14 protein-coding genes are annotated in these 23209 nt (G+C 64.4%); 11 read left to right on the top strand and 3 right to left on the bottom strand.

Features of this window, described 5'->3' with window-relative positions; genetic code table 11:
• The 10 genes from VKI00_RS06855 to VKI00_RS06900 all read left to right on the top strand — a co-directional run.
• Positions 1 to 186 (top strand): 3-oxoacyl-[acyl-carrier-protein] synthase III C-terminal domain-containing protein (locus VKI00_RS06855; RefSeq protein WP_324436240.1); only part of this gene is annotated, 186 nt, incomplete at its 5' end.
• A 72-nt stretch (positions 187 to 258) separates the two neighbouring features.
• The gene (locus tag VKI00_RS06860; protein WP_324436241.1) at positions 259 to 1161 is read left to right on the top strand and encodes a universal stress protein; all 903 of its coding nucleotides are present in this window, start codon (positions 259 to 261) and stop codon (positions 1159 to 1161) included.
• A gap of 211 nt (positions 1162 to 1372) precedes the next feature.
• Positions 1373 to 2395 (top strand): 1-phosphofructokinase family hexose kinase, encoded by a 1023-nt coding sequence (locus VKI00_RS06865; protein ID WP_324436242.1) that lies wholly within the window; start codon positions 1373 to 1375, stop codon positions 2393 to 2395.
• A complete protein-coding gene (gene otsB, locus VKI00_RS06870; protein WP_324436243.1) occupies positions 2392 to 6045 on the top strand; it encodes a trehalose-phosphatase in 3654 nt (1217 codons plus the stop codon). Before VKI00_RS06865 ends, otsB begins: the two co-directional genes overlap by 4 nt.
• A 6-nt stretch (positions 6046 to 6051) precedes the next feature.
• A complete protein-coding gene (locus tag VKI00_RS06875; protein ID WP_324436270.1) occupies positions 6052 to 7260 on the top strand; it encodes an MFS transporter in 1209 nt (402 codons plus the stop codon).
• 284 nt (positions 7261 to 7544) lie between these two features.
• Complete coding sequence (gene ppsA / locus VKI00_RS06880; RefSeq protein WP_324436244.1) at positions 7545 to 9941, top strand: phosphoenolpyruvate synthase; 2397 nt, start codon at positions 7545 to 7547, stop codon at positions 9939 to 9941.
• Between the two features lie 38 nt (positions 9942 to 9979).
• A complete protein-coding gene (locus tag VKI00_RS06885) occupies positions 9980 to 11599 on the top strand; it encodes an NAD(P)-binding protein (protein WP_324436245.1) in 1620 nt (539 codons plus the stop codon).
• Complete coding sequence (gene nifJ / locus VKI00_RS06890; protein WP_324436246.1) at positions 11596 to 15168, top strand: pyruvate:ferredoxin (flavodoxin) oxidoreductase; 3573 nt, start codon at positions 11596 to 11598, stop codon at positions 15166 to 15168. Before VKI00_RS06885 ends, nifJ begins: the two co-directional genes overlap by 4 nt.
• Positions 15168 to 16178 carry a dihydroorotate dehydrogenase-like protein gene (locus VKI00_RS06895; protein WP_324436247.1) on the top strand — a complete coding sequence of 337 codons (1011 nt, stop codon included), beginning with the start codon at positions 15168 to 15170 and terminating at the stop codon, positions 16176 to 16178. Before nifJ ends, VKI00_RS06895 begins: the two co-directional genes overlap by 1 nt.
• A gap of 240 nt (positions 16179 to 16418) precedes the next feature.
• Positions 16419 to 17186 (top strand): MIP/aquaporin family protein, encoded by a 768-nt coding sequence (locus VKI00_RS06900; protein WP_324436248.1) that lies wholly within the window; start codon positions 16419 to 16421, stop codon positions 17184 to 17186.
• Between the two features lie 107 nt (positions 17187 to 17293).
• On the opposite strand, the gene VKI00_RS06905 is transcribed toward VKI00_RS06900, so the two are convergent.
• The 3 genes from VKI00_RS06905 to VKI00_RS06915 form a co-directional block, all read right to left on the bottom strand.
• Positions 17294 to 18199, bottom strand: coding sequence for a polyphosphate kinase 2 family protein (locus tag VKI00_RS06905; RefSeq protein WP_324436249.1), 906 nt, complete (start codon positions 18197 to 18199; stop codon positions 17294 to 17296).
• A gap of 187 nt (positions 18200 to 18386) precedes the next feature.
• Entirely contained in the window at positions 18387 to 18929 is a 543-nt protein-coding gene (locus tag VKI00_RS06910) for a universal stress protein (protein WP_324436250.1), read from the bottom strand.
• Positions 18930 to 19146: 217 nt separating this feature from the next.
• Complete coding sequence (locus VKI00_RS06915; protein ID WP_324436251.1) at positions 19147 to 20004, bottom strand: slipin family protein; 858 nt, start codon at positions 20002 to 20004, stop codon at positions 19147 to 19149.
• 600 nt (positions 20005 to 20604) lie between these two features.
• On the opposite strand from VKI00_RS06915, the gene VKI00_RS06920 reads away from it, so the two are divergent.
• Positions 20605 to 23208 (top strand): plasma-membrane proton-efflux P-type ATPase, encoded by a 2604-nt coding sequence (locus tag VKI00_RS06920; RefSeq protein WP_414687132.1) that lies wholly within the window; start codon positions 20605 to 20607, stop codon positions 23206 to 23208.
• The last annotated feature ends 1 nt before the right edge of the window (position 23209 follow it).

A 23209-nucleotide genomic window follows, 5' to 3' on the forward strand; every position in this document is an offset into this window, starting at 1 on the left:
GAACGGATCACCGTCGCCGACGACGAGAGCATGCATACCGCCTCGCTGGTGGCGGCACTCCGTAGTGCGACCGAAGAACTCCCGCCAGGCGCCCGCGTTCTGCTCATTGCCGCCGGCGCGGGAGTCACCGCGGGTGCCGCTCTCTACCACGCGGCGCCACTCGCGGCCCTAAGACCATCGGGTTAGTGACCGATGCCTCCTGACAGGACGCCGTTGGACCAATATCGTCAGGCGTAGCAAGAAGTCAAGGAGAATGTCTTGTCGAAACTCACTACGCACCCGGGGGTCGTCGTCGGCGTCGACGGCTCGCCGGGCTCTATGTTCGCGGCCCAGTGGGCCGCCCGCGACGCCGAGTTACGCAATGTTCCGCTGACGTTGGTACATGTTGTTCCGGCGACAGCGGGGACATGGCTGGAATCGTCATTGATCCCGGCGTGGATAGGTGCGCAGCGCGAACGTGGGCGACAAGTGCTTGACGACGCGCTCAAGATCGCGGGCGAAAGCTGTCAGCGTGGCCAATCACAGATCGACTGCGAAATGTGTTCTGGTATAACCGTTCCCGTTCTAGTCGACCTGTCTAAAGACGCCGAATTGGTGGTGGTGGGCTGCCTCGGTACCGGTACGTTGCGGGGCCGTCATTTAGGTTCGGTGAGCTCCGGGCTTGTCTATCACGCGCACTGTCCGGTCGCAGTCATCCACGATGGCGTCGAGTTGACTGCCGATACCGCGCGGGCCCCGGTGCTGTTGGGGATTGGCGGGTCGCCGGAGTCGGAGTTGGCGACCGCTGTCGCGTTCGATGAAGCCTCCCGCCGGAAGGTGGGGCTGGTGGCCTTGCACGCGTGGAGCTCTATGGGTGTGTTCGATACCATCGTCAGTTTCTCGGGTCCCGGCTGGCCGGCACTGAGGGCGGTAGAGGACGAGATAGTTGCCGAGCGTTTGGCCGGCTGGGCTGAACGCTACCCCGATGTGCCTGTGCAGCGGCACATCGTGCGCGATGAGCCGGCGCGTCAACTCGTGGAGACATCCGAGTGGGCTCAGCTAGTGGTGGTCGGCAGTCATGGCAGCGGCGGATTCGCCGGAATGTTGTTGGGCTCGGTCAGCGCGGCAGTAGTCCTGTTGGCCCGCGTGCCGGTCATTGTTGCACGCGAAGCTCCAGCGTAATTGTGTTGGGCCTGAAAGGTTTACGGCTGGCTAGTCGACTGCCGACGAGTGCCGCGTGACCACGATGGTGATTCCAGGTGTGCAGCACGCTTACGAACGGCCCTCCGGCGCGGGGACTTCCGTCCCTACCGCCGGCGTCCCTGAACTGGTCGGATTCAGGTGTGGCTGACCACGCCCCGACAGAGCGGAACTGATAGCAATGAAGACACCGATGAGGTCGGGAAGCACAATCGTGACCCTGACGATGAATCCGGCGCTCGACATCACCACGCACACCGATCGGGTCATCCCGACCAACAAGATGCGATGCGGGCTGCCCCGTTACGATCCCGGCGGCGGAGGAATCAACGTCGCACGAATCGCCCATGTGCTCGGCGCGTCGGTATCGGCGCTCTTTCCGGCGGGCGGCCACACCGGCGACAAGGTGACCGATCTGGTAGCTGACTCAGGGGTGCCGGTGCAGCGGATCACCGTGGCTCACTCCACCAGGGAAAGCTTCACGGTGGACGAGAACACGACCGCGCAGCAGTACCGATTCGTCCTCCCGGGTCCGTCGCTTACCGATGCCGAGCAGACCGAGTGCCTCGAAAAACTCAGCGCCGCGGCAGCATCCGCTGACTTCGTCGTGGCGAGCGGCAGTCTGCCGCCCGGTGTGCCTGCCGACTTCTATCAGCGGGTCGCCGGCATCTGTGAAGAGCGCGGTGCGCGGCTGATTCTCGACACCTCCGGGGCTGGACTGCGACACATCACCTCCGGCGTTTTTCTGCTCAAACCGAGCGTGCGAGAACTCCGTGAATGTGTCGGACAGGCACTCATCACCGAGTCAGAGCAGCTCGCCGCGGCGCACGAACTCGTCGACCGCGGCTGCGCTCAGTTCGTCGTCGTGTCACTCGGGTCCGAGGGCGCTCTGCTTGCGACACCGAATGGCAGCCAACGTTATTCGCCGGTAACGGTGCCCTCCGGCAGCGGCGTAGGCGCCGGCGACGCCATGACCGCCGGCATCACCGTGGGCCTAAGCCGCGGCTGGCAACTCGACAAGGCGGTGCGGCTGGGTATCGCTGCCGGTGCGGCCATGCTGCTGACTCCCGGCACCGCTCCCTGCACCCGTGAAGATGTCGAGCGGTTTTTCGAAATAACCGCCGACCCGATAGACATCGACGCACAGAGGTGCAACGATGGGCAACCGCGGCCTGCAGACCAATGGTTCCCTGCTCGAGCAAGGACATCGCCATGACGCTGCCCGTCACGGTCGACCCGCGCTACCACGATGCCGTGATCTTTAACCTCGACGCCGTCTTGACCGACACTAATGGTGTTCCGCCGTTCGAGTCGACGATCAACCTGGTGCGAAAATTACTCGACGTCGGGGTCGCCACGGCGGTCTATTCGTTGTGCGCGGGCGGTCAACAGCTCTTGAAATCCGCAGGGATTGATGACCTTTTCGGTGTCTGTGTCGATGGCATCCCTGCCGCGTTCCTCGTAGAAGCCATTCGCCAACTCGGTGTGCGTCCGCAACGCTCTGTCGTCGTCGACGACGCCGGTGTCGGGATAGCGGCCGCCCAGAACGACGGTTTCGCACTTGTCATCGGTGTCGACCGCTCCGGGAATCCCGACCGACTCCTGGGGTGCGGCGCCGACGTCGTGGTTGCGGACCTGGAGGACGTCGCTGTACGCGTGGGCGACCGGCGGATCTCCGCGCTCCCCGATGCGGTGGAGTCATACGGTCAGATCATCGGTGTTCTGGGAGCCCGAGAGCCAATGTTGTTTGTCGACTACGACGGAACGTTGTCCCCCATCGTTGCCGATCCCAGCGCCGCCACCCTCGTCGACGGAGCGGCCAAGGCGCTGGAAAGTATGGCGTCGCAATGCCCGGTCGCCATACTGAGCGGCCGCGATCTCGCTGACATCCGCACCCGGGTAGCGATACCGGGCATCTGGTATGCGGGCAGTCACGGCTTTGAGCTGACCGAACCGGACGGCACCTACCATCAAAACGACGCGGCTGCCGCCGCCGTCGGTGTCCTCGAGCGTGCGGCGGCCGAGTTAGGCGAGAGCCTGGCGGAGGTTCCCGGAGTACGGGTGGAACACAAGCGCTTCGCCGTCGCGGTTCACTACCGCCAGGTCGCATCGGAGCACATCGGCGAGATCGTCTCTGCCGCACACAAGCTCGGACAGCGAGATGGCCTACGCGTGACGAACGGGCGCATGCTCGTCGAACTGCGGCCCGACCTCGACTGGGACAAAGGGACCACGCTGGCCTGGATTCGTGATCGCATCGACGCTACGGGTTCGCTGCTGCCGATCTACATCGGCGACGACCTCACCGACGAAGACGCTTTCGACGCAGTCCAATTCGACGGCATCGGGATTGTCGTACGCCATGACGAGGATAGCGACCGCAAGACGGCCGCCCGTTTCGCTCTGCAGAGTCCCGATCAGGTGCGCGAGTTCGTCGAGCGCGGGTCGAATTGGCTGGTGAACAAACACCAGACGTCGGACAAGGCCTGGGATTTCACCTTTGAGGGGTATGACCCGCAGAGTGAGAAGCTTCATGAGTCGTTGTGCACGGTAGGAAATGGCTACTTCGCCACCCGGGGCGCGGCGCCCGAATCGAAGGCCGACCAGGTGCACTATCCGGGCACCTATGCCGCCGGGGTTTACAACCGTCTCGTCGACGACGTGTCGGGCACCGCAATCGACAACGAGAGTTTGGTCAACCTGCCTGACTGGCTTGCCCTGACCTTCCGGGTCGACGGCGGCAGCTGGTTCGACATCGACGCGGTCAGGGTGCTGTCTTACCGACAGACCCTCGACCTTCGCGGCGCGGTACTGACGAGGGAGGTGCGCTTCTGTGATGATGCCGGACGCACCAGTTCGCTGACCCAGCAACGATTCGCCGCGATGCACATGCCCCACGTCGGTGCCCTTCAGACGACGATCGTCGCCGAGGACTGGTCAGGGACACTTGAGGTTCGATCGACGCTGGACGGCAACGTCACGAACTCGCTAGTCGAGCGGTATCGGGATTTGGCCAACGACCATCTTGGGTTGGTCGAAAAGCGGGAGATCAATGATCACTCGGTGCTGCTGACGGTTCAGACGACCCAATCACGCATTCCCATTGCCATGGCGGCGCGAAGCATCGTGTGGCGTGACGGGACTGCCGTCCCGGCCACCTATCGCCTGGTCGACCAGGCAGCAGAAATCGGGCACGATATCGCTGTCGAGGTGTCAGTCGGTGACGAGTTGACCGTGGAGAAGATCGTGACCGTCTTCACTGGGCGCGATGTCGCGACGTCCGAACCCGCTGTCGATGCCCAGCGCTGGCTGAGCCGACTCGGCCGGTTCGCCGAGTTGCGTGACGGGCACACGACTGAATGGGCACATCTGTGGGAGCGCCTGTCCATTGAATTCGACGATTTCACAGACGAATTGCGCATCCTGCGACTGCATCTCCTGCACCTGCTGCAGACGGTTTCACTCAATAGTTCCGACCTCGATGTCGGGGTGCCCGCGCGCGGACTTCACGGTGAGGCATATCGCGGGCACATCTTCTGGGACGAGCTGTTCATCTTCCCGGTACTCAACTTGCGGCTGCCCATGATCACCCGGTCGCTGCTTGGATACCGCTACCGGCGCCTGCCCGAGGCTCGTCACGCCGCCAAGGCGGCGGGCTACTCCGGTGCGATGTTCCCGTGGCAATCCGGCAGCGATGGACGCGAGGAAAGCCAACGGTTGCACCTCAATCCGCGCAGCGGCCGGTGGAACCCCGACTCCAGCGCCCGTGCGCACCACATCGGCATCGCCGTCGCCTATAGCGCGTGGAAGTTCTATCAGGTCACCGGAGATCTCGCTTACCTGATCGACTATGGCGCGGAGATGCTGGTCGAGATCGCCCGCTTCTGGGTAAGTAGGGTCAGCTACGACCAGGAACGCGATCGCTACAGCATCCGAGGCGTCATCGGGCCCGATGAATTCCACTCCGGCTATCCCGACGCGCCTTACGACGGCATCGACAACAACGCGTACACCAACGTGATGGCAGTCTGGGTGATCACGCGGGCCTTCGACGCACTGAAACTGCTACCGCTGCCGAATCGACTCGACCTACGGGAAACGTTCGGACTGCACAGTGACGAACTGGCGCATTGGGAAGAGGTAAGCCGACGGATGTTCGTTCCGTTCCACGACGGGTTCATCAGCCAGTTCGAGGGATATGACGAGTTGGAGGAACTGGACTGGGACCTTTACCGGCAGCAGTACGGCAACATCCAACGCCTCGACCGCATCCTCGAGGCGGAGAATGACAACGTGAACCGGTATAAGGCTTCCAAGCAGGCCGACGTCCTCATGCTGCTCTACCTGATGTCGGCACCGGAGTTGTGTGAGTTGCTCGACCGGCTCGGCTACCGCTTCATGCCCGACAAGATCCCAGAAATGGTGGACTACTACCTGGCTCGCACGTCGCACGGGTCGACGCTTAGCGGTGTGGTGCATACCTGGGTGCTTGCCCGGGCCAACCGCGATCGTGCAATGGAATTCTTCCAACAGGCGCTCAAATCCGACGTCTCCGATATCCAGGGCGGCACCACGCCCGAAGGCATTCACCTGGCGGCGATGGCCGGCAGCGTCGACCTCATGCAGCGATGCTTCACCGGGATGGAGACCCGGTCCGACCGCATCATCCTCTCCCCGCACTGGCCGGAAACACTTGGCGTGCTGGCATTCCCAATCCACTACCGCGGTCTGCACCTGCACCTGCGGGTCAGCGGAAAGGGCGTGATCATCAGTGTGGATCCGCGCGATGCTGCCGGAGTCGAAGTGGAATGCCGTGGTCGAGTCGTTCAACTGATGCCCGGGACCACTGTCCGATTTCCCGGCTGACCCGTGATCGTTGATGCGGCTAAGAACAGCGGTTGGCTGACCCGCAATGTGTGGGTGTTGTCGACTGTTTCGTTCCTCCAAGACACCGCCAGCGAATTGCTCTACCCGCTGTTACCGATCTACCTCACCGCAGTTCTCGGTGCGCCGCCGGCCGTCGTAGGAGCCGTAGAAGGCGCGGCCGAGGGAGCGGCGTCGCTGACAAAACTGACGGCTGGACCACTCGGGGACAGGTTTGCGCGGCGTCCTTTGATCACGGCGGGCTACGGTATGGCCGCACTCGGCAAGGTGATCGTTGCGGTCGCCGGTGCATGGCCCGGGGTGCTGACGGGACGCGTGGTCGATCGAGTGGGCAAGGGTATCCGGGACGCGCCGCGCGATGCACTGCTCGTAGACGGGATCGATGAGGCCAGCCGCGGCCGCGTGTTCGGTTTTCACCGCGCGATGGACACACTCGGCGCGGTTGTCGGACCGTTAATCGGGCTTGCCGGATACGAGCTACTCGACCATAAGATTCCGCCGTTGCTATACATCGCGATCGTTCCGGCCGTCCTGAGTGTGGCCCTAGTCGCGTTGGTGCGCGAGCGTCCCCGGCCGGTTGAGCGTGCGCACCGATTACCGCTGAGGGCGGCCCTGCGTGAGCTGCCAGGCCGGTATTGGCGGGTGATCGTGCTGCTGGCAGCCTTCAGTGTCGTTAACTTCCCGGATGCCCTGATCCTGTTGCGCCTCAAAGGGATCGGGTTCTCCGTGGCCGAAGTGATCCTGGCCTACGCGGGATACAACATGGTATATGCGTTGGGCAGTTACCCGGCCGGATCACTCGCTGACCGCATCCCAAGGCCTGCGGTGTTCGGGATAGGCATGGCCTTTTTCGCGGTCGGCTACATCGGGCTCGGGCTCACAACCGACAAAGTCGCGGCATGGCTCATCCTCGCGCTGTATGGACTGTTCACCGCGTGCACCGACGGCGTCGGAAAGGCATGGATATCTGGACTTGTTCCCGCCGAGCTGCAGTCGAGCGCGCAGGGCATATTTCAGGGCGCGACGGGCTTCGCGGTTCTGTCGGCAGGTCTGTGGGCCGGTCTGCTGTGGGGGGCGAGAGGCCAACTGCCGCTACTGATCTCAGGAATCGCCGGTGGCGTCTTTGCGGCAATCCTGCTCATTCTCTCTATCGGTGCGTGGATTCGCACCAAATCCAGCGCTGCACCGGCTAACTGATTGCACAAGGAAACGAAGTGGCATGGTTCCCGGCACCTCCGGTTCCCCGGCAGATTCCAGTGACCTTCGACCCTGGCACCGTGCCTGCCGCTGTGGGAGGTTGGCATTTGTGGCGCTACCGGAGATACACGCGGCCATCGGTGTGCTTGACCGACCCGGTGTGAACTTATTTGTACCTCGGTTGCCGGGCAACGATACCGGGCGAGTTCGACGCTGCATGACGTGTGGGCCGGGCTCGATGCTGCCGACCACTTGACGCGTTACGAGAGAACAGAGGACAGGTCATGAGTACATCAAGGTACGTCCGCTTTTTTGAGGAGTTCGGCATCGATGATGTGCCGCTCGTAGGCGGAAAGAACGCGTCGCTGGGCGAGATGTTCCAGAAGCTGTCCGGGCAGGGCGTCCGCGTCCCGCACGGATTCGCCATCACCGCCCAGGCCTATCGCTACATGTTGGACAAGGCCGGCGCCTGGGACCGTCTGCGTGCCGCGCTCGACGAGTTGGACCCCGCCGATGTCGCGGCGCTGGCGCGTAAAGGCAAGCGCGCCCGTGAGATCGTCTACGGCGCCGGGCTCCCCGACGATCTGGCCGCCGAGATTCTGGATGCCTACCGCAAGCTTCAGCAGGAGTACGGCGAGGAGGTCAGTCTCGCTGTGCGGAGCTCGGCGACCGCCGAGGACCTGCCGACGGCGAGCTTCGCCGGCCAACAGGATTCATATCTCAACATCAAAGGTGAAGAGAGTCTGCTCGACACGTGCCGCCGTTGTTTCGCCAGCCTGTTCACCGATCGCGCCATTCACTACCGGGTCGACCAGGGCTTCGACCACTTCAAGGTCTCCCTGTCGATCGGCGTGATGAAGATGGTGCGCTCCGATATCTCTTCGTCGGGAGTGATGTTCTCCATCGACACCGAGTCGGGGTTTCGCGACGCCGTCCTCGTGACGGGCGCCTACGGCCTTGGGGAGAATGTGGTTCAGGGCGCCGTCGACCCTGACGAGTTCTACGTCCACAAGCCGACCTATCTAGCCGGCCACCGCGCCGTGTTGCGCCGCCTCGTCGGCGACAAGGCGGTGAAGATGATCCTCGTCGAGGGCGAGACGAAGAATACGACGCGAAACATCCCGACACCAAAGTCCGACCGTGCTCGGTTCTGCCTCACCGATGAGGACGTCCTCGAGCTGGCCGGCTACGCGTGCACCATCGAGGCGCACTACGGGCGGCCGATGGACATGGAGTGGGCCAAGGACGGTCTGGACGGAAAGCTCTACATTGTCCAGGCCCGCCCAGAGACGGTCGCCTCCCAGCACAGCGCAACGGCGCTGGAAAGCTATCGGCTCGAGGGACGAGGCGAGATACTCGTCGAGGGTCGCTCGGTCGGCGAGGGGATCGCCTCGGGCGTGGCGAAACGGATCGATAACCCCAAGCACCTGTCCGAGTTCAAGCCCGGCGAGGTACTGGTCGCCGACACCACCACGCCCGACTGGGAGCCGATCATGAAGACCGCCGCGGCGATCATCACCAACCGCGGCGGTCGCACCTGCCACGCGTCGATCATCGCTCGCGAACTCGGCATCCCCGCTGTGGTTGGCACCGGCGACGGAACCACTTGCGTGCCCGATGGCGAAGTCGTGACGGTGTCGTGCGCCGAGGGCGAATCGGGCCGCGTGTACCTGGGCGAGGTGGGTTTCCATGTGGACCGCGCCGAGGTGGCGGATCTGGCCCGGCCGCGAACCCAGATCATGATCAACCTCGGGAATCCCGATCTCGCCTTCAAGACGTCGTTTCTGCCGAACGACGGCGTGGGACTCGCTCGGATGGAGTTCATCATCAGCGAGTACATCCGGGTCCACCCAATGGCCCTGCTGCACCCCGAGAAGGTCGACGATCCCGAGGCGCGCAGGACGATCGATCGGCTCACTCAGGATTATCCCGACGGCGGCGCCTTCTTCGTGGAACGCCTTTCCGAAGGAATCGGCACCATCGCCGCCGCCTTCTGGCCCAAGCCCGTCGTGGTACGGATGTCGGACTTCAAGACCAACGAGTACGCCAGCCTGATCGGCGGAGCAGCCTTCGAGCCGTCTGAAAGCAACCCGATGCTCGGTTTTCGAGGTGCCTCGCGCTACGCGCATCCCGCCTACGCGGAGGGCTTCGCGCTGGAGTGCCGCGCGATGCGGCGAGTGCGCGAACAGATGGGTCTGACGAACGTCATTCTCATGCTCCCGTTCGTGCGTCGAATCGCCGAGGCGGACCTCGTCCTGGAGACGATGGCCGACCTCGGTCTCCACCGGGGCGAGAACGGGCTCAAGGTGTACGCGATGTGCGAGATCCCGAACAACGTGATCCTGATCGATGAGTTCGCCAAGCGTTTCGACGGCTTCTCGATCGGCTCCAACGATCTGACTCAGCTCACCCTCGGCGTCGATCGTGACAGCGAGATCGTGGCCTTCGATTACGACGAACGCGACGAGGGTGTCAAGGAGATGATTCGCCTGGCCGTTGAAGGCTGCCGCCGCAACGGAATCCACTCGGGTTTGTGCGGACAAGCGCCTTCGGACTACCCGGACATGGCCGAGTTCTTGGTCCGAGTCGGCATCGAGTCGATGAGCCTAAACCCCGATACGGTGATCAAGACCACCCGCCAGGTCCTCCAACTGGAGAAACAGCTCGCGCCGGCTCGATGAGCAGCGACGCCTTCCATCGGCCCGGAGCCGGATCTTCGATGGACCTCACGCGGCTTGCGGACCTGTCGCACGGGCAGTCCCGGGCCGGGCCGGTGCGCGAGCGCCGACCCGTCTACGTCGATCTGCTGCCACCCTGCAATGCCGGTTGCCCCGCCGGGGAGAACATCCAAGCCTGGCTTGCCCATGCCACCGCCGGCCGGCACGAGCAGGCCTGGCGTCAGCTCGTCGCGGACAACCCGTTCGCCGCAATCCACGGACGGGTGTGCTACCACCCGTGTGAAACCGTCTGCAACCGCGCCCATCTCGACAGCGCCGTATCGATCCATTCGGTGGAGCGGTTCCTCGGCGACCTTGCTTCCGAGCGCGGCTGGAAGTTCGAACCACCGCCTGCCCGCACCGGCAAGCGAGTCCTTGTTATCGGCGCGGGGCCGAGTGGACTGTCCGCCGCCTACCATCTGGCACGCCTCGGCCATGAGGTCGAGATCCGCGACGCGGGCGCCGTACCGGGCGGGATGATGCGGTACGGCATTCCGAGCTACCGACTGCCGCGTGATGTGCTGGATGTCGAGCTCAACCGAATCGCGGCTATGGGTGTCAAGTTGACCAGCGATCATCGGGTCGATGACCTCGCGGCCGAGCGGGACGAGGGCGGCTTTGACGCAGTGTTCGTCGCGGTCGGTGCGCATCTGGCCAAACGGGTCGACATCCCCGCCCGCGACGCCGGCACGATGGTGGACGCGGTGTCTTTTCTGCGCAACGTCGCCTCCGGCGAAAGGCCGGCGATCGGGCGCCACGTGGCCGTTTACGGCGGTGGCAACACCGCAATGGACGCCGCACGCGTGGCCCGCCGCCTCGGCGCCGAGGACGCGGTCATCGTCTACCGCCGCACTCGCGAGCAGATGCCCGCCCACGAGGAGGAAGCCGAGGATGCCGAACGCGAGGGCGTGCGCATCAACTGGCTGCGGACGATCAACGCCTTCGAGGGCCCCGAATTACGGGTCGAGGTCATGGAACTCGACGACTCGGGTTATCCGCAACCGACCGGACGCTTTGAGACGCTGGCGGCCGACACCCTGATCATGGCACTCGGTCAGGAGACGGAATCGGCGTTCATGCGGACGCTGCCGGGCGTTGAGTTCGACGGCGACGGCAGCGTGCGTGTCTCGGAATCATTGATGACCGGCTGTCCGGGCGTATTCGCCGGCGGCGACATGGTGCCCAGCGAGCGCACCGTCACAGTCGGTGTCGGACACGGGAAAAAGGCCGCACACAACATCGACGCCTGGTTGCGCGACGCGACGGGCCGGCGCTCGGCGAAACACCCGACGGCGACGTTCGACTCGCTGCACCTGTGGTTTTTCGGTGACACCGCGCGACGTCAGCAGCCCGAAGTCGAGCCGGCACAACGCGTCGAGAGTTTCGACGAGGTCGTCGGCGGTTTGTCCGCCGAGGAGGCAACCTACGAGGCGGGGCGTTGCCTGTCGTGCGGGAACTGCTTCGAATGCGACGGCTGCCTCGGCGCGTGCCCCGAGGACGCGGTGATCAAACTCGGGGTCGGACACGGCTACAAGTTCGACTATGACAGTTGCACCGGGTGCGCCGTCTGCTTCGATCAGTGCCCGGTGCACGCCATCGAGATGTTCCCGGAGCCGAAATGACACGTGCCACGGTGGATGGCAACGAGGCCGCCGTTTCGGTCGCCTACCGCCTCAACGAGGTGTGCTGCATCTACCCGATCACACCGTCATCGCCGATGGCCGAGTTGGCAGACGAATGGTCCAGCGCCGGGCGGCCCAATGTGTGGGGCACCGTCCCGACGGTGGTCGAAATGCAAAGCGAGGGCGGAGCGGCCGGAGCTCTGCACGGCGCCCTGCAGAGCGGCGCGTTGACCACGACCTTCACCTCGTCGCAGGGTCTGCTGTTGATGATCCCGAATATGTATAAGATCGCCGGCGAACTGACGTCGGCCGTCATCAACGTGGCAGCCAGATCGCTTGCAGCGCAGGGATTGTCGATCTTCGGAGACCATTCGGACGTGATGGCGGTGCGGCAAACGGGATTCGCACTGCTCGCCTCGGCCTCCGTGCAGGAGGCCCAGGACCTGGCGCTCGTTGCGCAGGCGGCCACACTGGCGACCCGGGTGCCGTTCGTGCATTTCTTCGACGGCTTCCGAACCTCGCACGAACTCAACACGATTCAGACGCTCTCTGACGACGACCTACGGGCATTGGTGCCCGAGGAGTTGGTGTGGGCTCATCGCGGACGGGCGCTGTCTCCCGAGCGCCCGTTCATTCGCGGGACCGCGCAGAACCCGGACGTCTACTTTCAGGCGCGTGAAACGGTGAACCCGTTCTACGCGCGGGTTCCCGGTGTCGTCGAAGACCTGCTCGCCCGCCTTGGCGGGCGAACCGGCCGCAAGATGCACATCGTCGACTACACCGGACACCCGCAGGCGCAGCGAGTGCTGGTGCTGATGGGCTCGGGCGCCGAGACTGTGGTGCAGACCGTCGCCGCTCTCGTCGAGCGCGGCGAGCGGGTCGGGGTGGTCCAGGTGCGGTTGTACCGCCCATTTCCCACGAGAGCGCTCCTCGAAGCGCTGCCGGCGACGGTGCGCACGGTCGGCGTTCTGGACCGCACCAAGGAGCCCGGGTCGATCGGCGAACCGTTGTATCTGGACGTTGTGGCGGCACTCGCCGAGGCCTATGCCGACGGGGACCGACCCGTCATGCCGCGCGTGACGGGTGGACGATACGGACTGTCCTCCAAGGAGTTCACGCCCGCCATGGTCGCCGGGGTGTTCGCCGAACTCGCTCGCGAGCAACCACGGCGCCGTTTCACCATCGGTATCGACGACGACGTCTCCGGCACCAGCGTCGACTACGACCCGTCGTTCGACATCGAGTCGTCCGACACGTTCCGAGCGGTCTTCTTCGGGCTGGGTTCGGACGGTACCGTCAGCGCGAACAAGAACACGATCAAGATCCTCGGGTCCGAAGAAGGGTTGCACGCCCAGGGGTACTTCGTCTACGACTCGAAGAAATCGGGTTCGCAGACCGAGTCGCATCTACGCTTCGGGCCGGATCCCATCCGCGCGCCCTACCTCGTGAATGGAGCCAATTTCGTTGGCTGCCACCAGTTCCGGTTTCTCGACAAAGTGGACGTGCTGGGTCGGGCTGCCCCGGACGCGACGCTGCTGCTGAACTGTCGCTATCCAGTGGAGAAAGTCTGGGACGCGCTGCCTCGGCCGGTCCAGGAACAGATCCTGGCTAAGCGGATCACGCTGTACACCGTCGACGCCGCCCGGATCGCCCGTGAGGCCGGCCTGGCCGGGCGCATCAACATCGTGTTGCAGACATGCTTCTTCGCGATCTCCGACGTGCTGCCCCCCGAGCAGGCGATCGCCCGCATCAAGGAATCGGTGGAAAAGATGTACGGAAACCGCGGCGCCGACGTGCTGGCGAAAGAACTGGCCGCAGTGGACGGCGCGGTGGCCGGGTTGCACCGGATCGAGGTGCCCACCCTGGTCACCTCCACGCGCACACCGGCACCGGCCGTGCCCGAGTCCGCGCCGGAGTTCGTCCGCACCGTCACCGCTGAGATGATGGCCGGACGCGGAAACGCCTTGCCGGTCAGCGCACTTCCAGTGGACGGCAGCTACCCGAGCGGCACGACCGCATACGAGAAACGCAACATTTCCGAGCTGGTTGCGGTCTGGGACGCCGACAGCTGCATTCAGTGCGGCAACTGCGGCTTCGTCTGCCCGCACAGCGTGATCCGCTCCAAGTTTTACGACCAGTCCAAGCTGGCCGGGGCGCCACAACACTTCGACTCCGCGCCCCTGAACGCCGTCGGCCTCCCGAACGCCAGGTACTCGTTGCAGGTGTACGCCGAGGACTGCACCGGGTGCGGCCTGTGCGTCGAGGCCTGCCCGGTCGTCATACCGGGTAGCGCCGTTACCAAGGCGATCAATCTCGGCCCGAGCGAGCCGCGGTTGATCGCAGAGCGCGAGAACATCAGCTTCTTCGAGACCCTGCCGACCAATGACCGGTCCCGGGTGGACTTCGGCACCGTGCGCGGCACCCAGTTCCTGCAGCCGCTATTCGAGTTCTCCGGCGCCTGCGCGGGTTGCGGCGAAACGCCATACCTCAAGCTGCTCTCGCAGCTGTTCGGGGACCGGCTGATGATCGCCAACGCAACTGGCTGCTCGTCGATCTATGGCGGCAACCTGCCCACCACTCCCTGGACCACTGACGCGGACGGGCGGGGTCCCGCCTGGTCGAACTCGCTGTTCGAGGACAACGCGGAGTTCGGGCTCGGCCTGCGGTTGGCCAGCGACGGACATGTCGCGCTGGCGCGGCGACGCCTCGCCGAATTGCGCGACACGCTCGGTGCCGAACTCGTTGACGCCATTCTGGCGGCACCGCAGCTGCGGGAGTCGGAGTTGGCAGCCCAACGTGAGCGGGTGGCCGAGGTCAAGAACCGCCTTGCGGGCCTCGATCCCGCGGTGACTGCCGACCTGCGCAGTGTGGTGGACAGCCTGGTCCGGCGCAGCGTGTGGATTGTCGGCGGTGACGGCTGGGCGTACGACATCGGGTCGGGTGGGCTCGACCACGTGTTGGCCACTGGGCGCAACGTCAACGTGCTGGTGCTCGACACCGAGGTCTATTCCAACACCGGCGGTCAGATGTCCAAGTCGACAGCCCTGGGCGCAGTCGCCAAGTTCGCCGCCGCCGGCAAGACGGTGCCAAAGAAGGATCTCGCGCTGCAAGCGATCGCTTACGGAAACGTCTACGTCGCCAAGGTCGCGATGGGTGCCGACCCGCAGCAGACCCTGCAGGCCTTCCGTGAGGCGGAGGCTTACGATGGCCCGTCGCTGGTGATCGGGTACAGCCAGTGCATTGCGCACGGCATCGATATGCGTCTCGGGATGGATCAGCAGTACCGCGCGGTCGCCAGCGGACACTGGCCGCTGATCCGTTACGACCCGGTACTGCGCGCCGCCGGAGAGAACCCGTTCCTGCTCGATTCACACCAGCCGCGGATCCCGCTCGCCGACTACCGCACCCGGGAATTGCGGTACCGCTCACTGGTCAACGCCGATCCGGCCGAGTATGACCGGCTTCTCGGCCTCGCCGAACAAGCCAACGCTCAGCGCTGGAATGTCTACGAGGAGATGGCTTCTCGCGGTCCCGAACACTTCCACGCCGACGCCCGCAGGGAACGCTGATGGAACTGTCGACCCGCTATTTGGGCCTCGCACTGCGCAACCCCCTGGTCGCGGCCGCATCTCCGCTGTCGCAGACCGTGGACGGCGTCCGGCGCCTCGCCGACGCCAGCGTCGGTGCGGTGGTGCTCTATTCGCTGTTCGAAGAGCAACTGCGCCGCGAGGCGGAGCTGAACGCACGTCTGGCCGAGGCAGGCACCGAGAGCTTCGCCGAGTCTTTGTCGTACTTCCCGCACGCCGCCGACGAGGACCACGGCCCACGCCGCTACTTGAGTCTGCTCGAACGTGCGGCCGGCGTGGTCTCAGTTCCCGTGATCGGCAGCCTCAACGGCAGCACGCCCGGCAGTTGGGCCCGGTACGCCCGGTCAATGCAGGACTGCGGTGCGGCCGCAATCGAATTGAACATCTACTATCTGCCCGGCGATCCGCATATCCACGGCCGCGATGTCGAGCAGCGTCACCTCGACATCCTGGCGCGGGTCAAGGACGCGGTGACCGTACCCGTGGCCGTGAAGCTCAGTCCGTACTTCAGCGCGACCGGCGAGATGGCGCGGCGCCTGGATGAGGCCGGTGCGGACGGGCTTGTTCTGTTCAACCGATTCCTGCAGCCCGACATCGACCCCGAGACCCTCACCGTGGTGCGCGCGGTGTCGCTGTCCACCCCGGCGGAGATTCGGTTGCCGCTGACGTGGATTGCGCTACTGCGAGGACGAGTCGGCGCGTCGCTCGCCGCGACGACCGGCGTCGAGAGCTCCATTGAGCTGATCAAGTACCTGCTTGCCGGCGCGGATGTGGTGATGACGGCGTCAGCACTGCTGCGCCACGGCCCGGAACACGCCACCGTACTGCTCGACGGCTTGTGTGAATGGATGCGACGCAAGGGATATACCACCGTCGAGGAACTGCGTGGGCTGCTCGCGGTACCCGTCGGCGCCGACGAGACCACCCGCGAACGCTGGGACTACGTCAGCGCGCTACAACAAGCCGACAGCACCGACTACGGCCCCTGGTAACCGTAGCGGCTCGCATACATCATTCGAGCGCGATTCACAGCTACTCAAGGTCTTTCGACCCTTACCCGCGGCGCCGCCGCAGGCGTTGAGTGAAAGTTGCGAGCAATAGCCATCTGCACTCGGCGCGATGGGATGAACCGTCATGCATCGGCAGACTAGCGACTTCATGGCACGCCGTGATAGGTCTTCTCTGGCAACCGATCAACCTCTACCCCTTCCAGGAGGCAGGGCGAAACGGCCATGATGGATGAGCATGCAGGACCCAGACTGACTGAATTCCTCGATGACCAGCTCGAGTACCGTCGATTGTTCTCGGAGGTCTGGGGGACGTTCCTGCTGGTGCTGGTCGCCGCTGGTGCCGGCGCGGTCGGCGCACAGCCCTACGGGGGCGGGCTAACCCTTCCGGTGAAGGTGATAGCGCCCGGCGTGATGGTCATGGCGATCATCTACTTCATGGGCACCATTTCCGGTGCACATTTGAATCCGGCCGTGACGTGGGCGTTCGCGTTGCGCGGCAACTTCCCGTGGCGCCGCGTGCCGGGTTACATTGCGGCGCAGGCGATCGGGGCGTTTCTGGCATGCCTGTTCCTGCAGTGGACGATCGGCGGGATCATCCACGGCGCGACGGCGCCGGCTCCTCGTGTGCCGGACTGGGTGGCCGTCGCGATCGAGGGTGTGCTCACGCTCGGCCTCGTCAGCGTCATCCTGGGCACGTCGTCCGGTGCCCGGAACATCGGAACCAATGCCGCGATCGCAGTCGGCGGGTACATCGGAATCGTCGCCGTGTGGGCTGCGCCAGTTACGGGTGCATCGATGAACCCGACGCGCTCGCTTGCGCCCGACGCCGTCGGCGGGCAGCTGAGCACGTATTGGATCTACCTGGTCGGACCAATGATCGGCGCCAGCAGCGCAGTCGGGTTCGAGTACATCCTGAAGGGTCGGGCCACTGCCACCGGCGCTGAGGCGGCCCAGGGCACGCTCGAAGCAGACGACAGCGCCGACCTATAGTTGCAATTTGGTTCGCCTGGACTCCCTGGACCTCAGCATGGACCGCCACCGGGTTGCTTCTGTGCAACTGACTTACCGAGATCGCCCGCCGGCCGCAGTCCACGTCGTCATGACGACTGTGCGGCCGCGTCACCATCGTTGCCCACCAACTCCTTCTTTGCCTCTGCCAGCTCAGCTTTGGTGGCGGCATCGACCTGCGGATACTGCGGGTTGAGATCTCGCAGCGTCTCCAACAGCACCGCGGAAGTCGACACGTGGCTAAACCATTTGTGGTCTGCGGGGATCACATGCCAGGGTGCCCAGACGGTGCTGGTGTGGCTGAGCATGTCTTGAAAGGCCCGCTGGTAGTCGTCCCAGAACGCGCGCTCGCGTAGGTCCGCGACGGAGAACTTCCAGTTCTTCTCGGGTTCGTCGATGCGCTCAAGGAACCGGCGCGCCTGTTCGCCCTTGGAGACGTTGAGAAACAGCTTGACGATGACGGTCCCGTTGTCGGTGAGGTAGCGCTCCCAGTCGTTGATGTCGCGATACCGCCGCTGCCAGATGTCGCCAGCGTCGAGCACCGCGGTGCGTGGCCATAACGTCTCAGGGTGCACACGGGTGATCAATACGTTCTCGTAGTGGGACCGGTTGAACACCGCGATGCGGCCCAGTTCCGGCAGCGCCCTCTGGTGGCGCCAGAGGTAGTCATGTGCCCGCTCGGTCGGCGACGGCGCCTTGAAGCTGTACACATCGACACCCTCGGGATTAATACCGCTCCCGACGTGCTTGATCGTGCCGTCTTTACCGGCTGCGTCGATCGCCTGAAGAATGATCAGCAGCGCCCGGTCGGCCTGGGCGAAGAAGCGGTCCTGCAAATCCACCAGCGCCGCCTTCGCGTCAGCCAGCACCGCGGCGCCGTGGTCTTTTTGAAGCTGTTTGTCGTGGCGCCCGGGATCGAAGGCCATGGCCAGGTCCACCTTGGTCCCCGGCTTTACCCGGGTAGCCTCGGCCAGTCGTTTCCAGTGCGTCGACAACTTCGCCTCCTGGTTATGTCGTATGTCCGTTGCTCAGGGCGACCGCGCGCACAGGGAACGGACAGTATCAGCGTCGCAGATGGTGACCGGAGTTTGCCACCACCGTCGGGCGTGCGTTACCCCTTCCTTGCGCAGTGCGACAGGTAGTGATCGCCGCCTTTGCCCCCAGTCTCCAAGGGAAGGTTGCTCAGCCGTTCGGCGTCCGCTGCGGGGCGGGGACGACCACCACCGGACACCGCGAGTGGGAGACGACATGTTGGCTGACCGAGCCGAGCACCGCCCCGATGAATCCGCCGTGCCCGTGAGAGCCGACCACCAGCGTGTCGCATTCGCTGACGCTCTTGAGCAGCACGTGCGCGGCGTGGCCCTGCAGCATCTCCCGCGTGAGTGGAACCTGACCCGACGCGCGGTCCGGGTCGGATTCGGCGGCCTTGCTGATCGCGGCGTCCAGCAGCTTTCCCACAGAAGCAGCTGTGTCAGCGAACTCGTCTGCAGGCACACCGCCTTCCGGTTGATAGGCCAACGGGAACATGCTGCCCAGCCCAGGGTCGACCCAACGTGGGTGGTACTCCCACGCAAAGACCGCGTTGACCGGAATCTTGCGTGCGCGCGCTTCTCCCAGCGCCCACAGCAACGCATTCAATGATCCCTGAGACCCGTCCACACCGACCACAATCCGCGCGCTCTGCTCCGGTCCATCGGCAGCAGTTCGTTGGTTCGTTGGTGTCATGGCGCGGAGTCCCTGAGCAGCCGGATGAGCTGGTGCTCGTCCAGTGCGGTCCAGGCGCCGCGGCTAGCCGGCCAGTGCAGGGAGTCGTTATTGAGCCCGATCACCGTCGCTCTGAGGGGCGCACGCTGGTCCGCCTTAGCCACCGACCTCGCCCGCGCCGCGCGGCTTATCATCCAGTAGCTGTACAGCAAGAGCGGGAGAAGCTGAAGGATGATGATCATGGCTGGCTCCCCGCAGTCGGCCCCCCATTCGCCACCACCGCAATCGGTTTCGGGACGGCGGTCGCTAGCTCTGGCTGGGCTGCTGCGCCGCTTTCCCGGGCCAGGAAGGTTCCGAGTTCGGCGATGGTCGACATCAACGGTGCCGGGAACACGACGGTGCTGTTCTTGTCGACGCCGAGTTCGACGAGGGTCTGCAGATTGCGTAACTGCAGCGCCAGCGGGTGGGCCATCATGGTGTCCGAGGCGTCACCCAAGGCGGCAGCGGCCAGTGATTCACCCTCGGCAGCAATGATTTTCGCTCGCTTCTCCCGCTCTGCCTCCGCTTGGCGGGCCATCGCCCGCTTCATGCTGTCGGGCAGTTGGATGTCTTTCAGCTCCACCAGAGTGACCTGTACACCCCATTCGATGGTGGTGACGTCGAGGATCGAGCGGATATCGAGGTTGATCTTGTCGGTCTCTGAGAGCGTCTCGTCCAAGGTGTGCTGTCCGACGACCTTGCGCAGTGTCGTTTGGGCGATCTGATCGATCGCGGAGTAGACGTTCTCGATCGCCACCACCGACTTCACCGCGTCGACGACCTTGAAGTAGGCCACCGCGGAGACGTCGACACTGACGTTGTCGCGGGTGATGATCCCCTGGGATTGGATCGGCATCGTCACGATCCGCAGCGAAATCCGGTGCAGCACATCGATGAACGGAATGATGAGCCGCAACCCGGGTTTGCGTTCTCCGATCACCCGGCCCAGCCGGAACAGCACGCCGTTCTCGTATTGTTTGACGATTCGCACCGCCATCGCCAGCACCAACAGTGACAGGAGGACCAGAACAACGACTACGACGCCCGCCGCTTTCATCGCCGTGCACCTGTCGGTGAGCGGTGCTGAGGGCTGCCCGCGGCCACGTCATGCGCAGCCGTCGTTGGTCGGGGGTGTTGTAAGCGGGCCGGTCGAGTGGAGAAACTCTGTGGAGCAGTCATGGTGATCCTGATGTGCAGACGATCACCGGCGCGTAGGGGCCTTGGAGCCAATGCTCCTCAAGTTCTGCAGCGGACAGCTGAACTCATCCCGAACCAGCTGAAATTCTCAGCACCTCCGAGGTTACACCCGCGGGAACTTACCCGACAGATTGAGGCGCGAGATCGCCTTCCTCGGGTAACGGCACGGCAGGACCCGTCCGCAGGGTGTAGCGTCAACGACGTTGGGAGCTCAACCAGTCCGGGATGAGGGTGGCTGTCCGCCGCTGCCCTCATAGAGCAGTCGCTCGTGCCGAACGCTCCGGTGACAACCGCACACCCGGGGATCACCATGACTACACCACCCGCTCCGGGAACGCCGAAAACAGCTCTCGCACAGCGTTTTCTGATCGATAGCGTCTTGTTTCTGCTCGAGCGTGACCGCCCCAGATCGCCTATGCTGCGAACCGGCCGCTGACGTACGGCATACGGACCGGACGCCATGACCACTGACACACCGCATGTCACGCCCTCCTCCGCTGCGAGCAAAGCCGAACCGGGCCACGACTTCAAATCGGCGCCTATGCCCGAGCTGGAGGAGGAGCTGGGCTACTCGCCGGACGGGTTGAGCAAGGCCGAGGCAACACGACGGTTGGCGCAGTACGGGCCGAATGAGATCGCGGAACACAAGACCAACCCGCTGTTGAAGTTCCTCAGCTACTTTTGGGGTCCGATCCCGTGGATGATCGAGATCGCCGTCGTCTTGTCGGGCGCGGTCGGGCACTGGCCGGATTTCTTCATCATCCTGCTGCTGCTGGTGGCCAACGGTGTGGTCGGCTACACCGAGGAACGGCAGGCCGGCAACGCCATTGAGGCCCTCAAAGCCAAGCTGGCGATCAACGCGCGCGTGAAACGCAACGGCGCATGGGTCACCGCGCCAGCGCGGGACTTGGTGCCCGGTGATGTGATCCGGCTGCGCCTGGGTGACATTGTGCCCGCCGACGCCCGGCTGCTGGACGGCGACGAGATCGAGGTCGATCAGTCCGCGCTCACCGGGGAGTCGCTGCCTGCCACACGCCTAGCAGGTGACGCCGTGTTCTCCGGATCCATTGTCAGGCAAGGTGAGATCGGCGCCCTGGTCTACGCCACCGGCAGCCACACCTACTTCGGGAAGACCGCTGAGCTTGTCCAAGACGCGCACACCGTCAGCCATTTCCAGCGCGCCGTGCTCAAGATCGGCAACTACCTCATCATCCTCGCGGTCGCGCTGGTCACCATCATCGTCGTCACGGCGATCCTGCGCGGCGATGCGATCCTGACCACGCTGCAGTTCGCCCTAGTACTGACCGTTGCCGCGATCCCAGTAGCGATGCCCACCGTACTGTCGGTGACGATGGCCGTCGGCGCACGGCTGCTCGCCAAGAAACAAGCCATCGTAAGCCGCCTTGTCGCCATCGAGGAACTGGCCGGCGTCGACGTGCTGTGTGCGGACAAGACGGGCACCCTGACCCAGAACTCGCTGACGCTGGGCACCCCGTTCAGCATCGAGAGCGTCACGTCCGCGACTGTCATCCTGGACGGCGCCTTGGCCTCCCGCGCTGACAACGACGACCCCATCGACCGGGCGGTGCTCGGCGGCCTCGAGGACGACAACGTCCTGCAGGCTTACACCGTCACCCACTTCGAACCCTTCGACCCGGTACACAAACGCACCGAGGCCACCGTCACCGACGCCGACGGGACCGCCTTCCGGGTCACCAAGGGCGCCCCGCAGGTCATCCTGGCGCTGGCCGCGAACGTGCCACAAATCAGAGCCGCTGCGGACAGCGCAGTCAACGATTTCGCCGCCCGGGGCTTCCGGTCTTTGGGCGTAGCACGCGCCGACGGCGACGGTGGCTGGCAATTCGTCGGCATACTGCCCCTGTTCGACCCGCCTCGCGACGACGCTGCAGCGACCATCGCCACTGCCGCAGCGATGGGCGTCACCGTCAAGATGGTGACCGGCGACGCGCTTGCCATCGCGAAGGAGACTGCGGCCAAGGTCGGCTTGGGCACCAACATCCTCGACGCCGCGGCCTTGGGCGATGCGAAGAAGAACGAATCGGCGGCAGTGGCCGAATCCATCGAGACCGCAGACGGTTTCGCCCAGGTCTTTCCCGAGCATAAGTACCACATCATCGACGTACTGCAGAAGCGTGGCCACATCGCCGGGATGACGGGCGACGGGGTCAACGACGCCCCCGCCCTGAAAAAAGCCGACTGCGGCATCGCCGTATCGGGCGCCACCGACGCCGCCCGCGCAGCCGCCGACATTGTGTTGCTGACCCCCGGCCTCTCGGTGATCATCGAGGCGATCAAACAGAGCCGCAAGATCTTTCAGCGAATGAACAGCTACGCGATATACCGCATCACCGAAACACTGCGGGTGCTGCTATTCATGACCGTCGCCATCCTGGTCTTCAACTTCTACCCGCTCACCGCCATCATGATCGTGATGCTCGCGCTGCTCAACGACGGCGCAATCCTGTCCATCGCCTACGACAACGTCCGTTACAAGAACGAGCCCGAAGCGTGGAACATGCGCCTGGTGCTCGGTATCTCCACGGTCCTGGGGGTGGTCGGACCGATCGCCGCGTTCGGCTTGTTCTATCTCGGCGACCGCGTCTTCGACCTTGGCCATCCGCGCCTGCAGACCCTGATGTATCTGATGCTGTCCGTCGCGGGCCACCTGACCATTTTCTTGACCCGAACCCGCGGACTGTTCTGGTCCGTCCGTCCCGCCCGCATTTTGTTGATCGCTGTCCTTGGCACCCAGGCCATCGCCACATTCATTGCCGTTTACGGCCTGTTTATGACCCCGCTGGGCTGGACGTGGGCAGCTGCGGTGTGGGTATACGCGCTCGCCTGGTTCCTCATCAGCGACCGCATCAAACTTCTCGCCTACCGCATCCTCGACCCCGAAAAGAAGTCTCGCATCGCGGCGCCGACCCTGGATCCAGATGACCTGGGCAGCATGGGATTTCCGGCCGCATCGGTTGGACCCAATAGCGCTCGCTACTCGAGGACCAAAGACCCAGGATTGACTCAGACACGAACTGGAGGTTGAT

This window comes from Mycobacterium sp., from assembly GCF_035314665.1.
Taxonomy (GTDB): domain Bacteria; phylum Actinomycetota; class Actinomycetes; order Mycobacteriales; family Mycobacteriaceae; genus Mycobacterium.

Bases quoted from the DNA above. Each gene is read 5' to 3' on its own strand.
- VKI00_RS06920 (WP_414687132.1), top strand. From the start codon at position 20,605: ATGACCACTGACACACCGCATGTCACGCCCTCCTCCGCTGCGAGCAAA.
- VKI00_RS06885 (WP_324436245.1), top strand. From the start codon at position 9,980: ATGGACCTCACGCGGCTTGCGGACCTGTCGCACGGGCAGTCCCGGGCC.
- otsB (WP_324436243.1), top strand. From the start codon at position 2,392: ATGACGCTGCCCGTCACGGTCGACCCGCGCTACCACGATGCCGTGATC.
- ppsA (WP_324436244.1), top strand. From the start codon at position 7,545: ATGAGTACATCAAGGTACGTCCGCTTTTTTGAGGAGTTCGGCATCGAT.
- VKI00_RS06895 (WP_324436247.1), top strand. From the start codon at position 15,168: ATGGAACTGTCGACCCGCTATTTGGGCCTCGCACTGCGCAACCCCCTG.
- VKI00_RS06915 (WP_324436251.1), bottom strand. From the start codon at position 20,004: ATGAAAGCGGCGGGCGTCGTAGTCGTTGTTCTGGTCCTCCTGTCACTG.
- nifJ (WP_324436246.1), top strand. From the start codon at position 11,596: ATGACACGTGCCACGGTGGATGGCAACGAGGCCGCCGTTTCGGTCGCC.
- VKI00_RS06900 (WP_324436248.1), top strand. From the start codon at position 16,419: ATGATGGATGAGCATGCAGGACCCAGACTGACTGAATTCCTCGATGAC.
- VKI00_RS06865 (WP_324436242.1), top strand. From the start codon at position 1,373: ATGAGGTCGGGAAGCACAATCGTGACCCTGACGATGAATCCGGCGCTC.
- VKI00_RS06910 (WP_324436250.1), bottom strand. From the start codon at position 18,929: ATGACACCAACGAACCAACGAACTGCTGCCGATGGACCGGAGCAGAGC.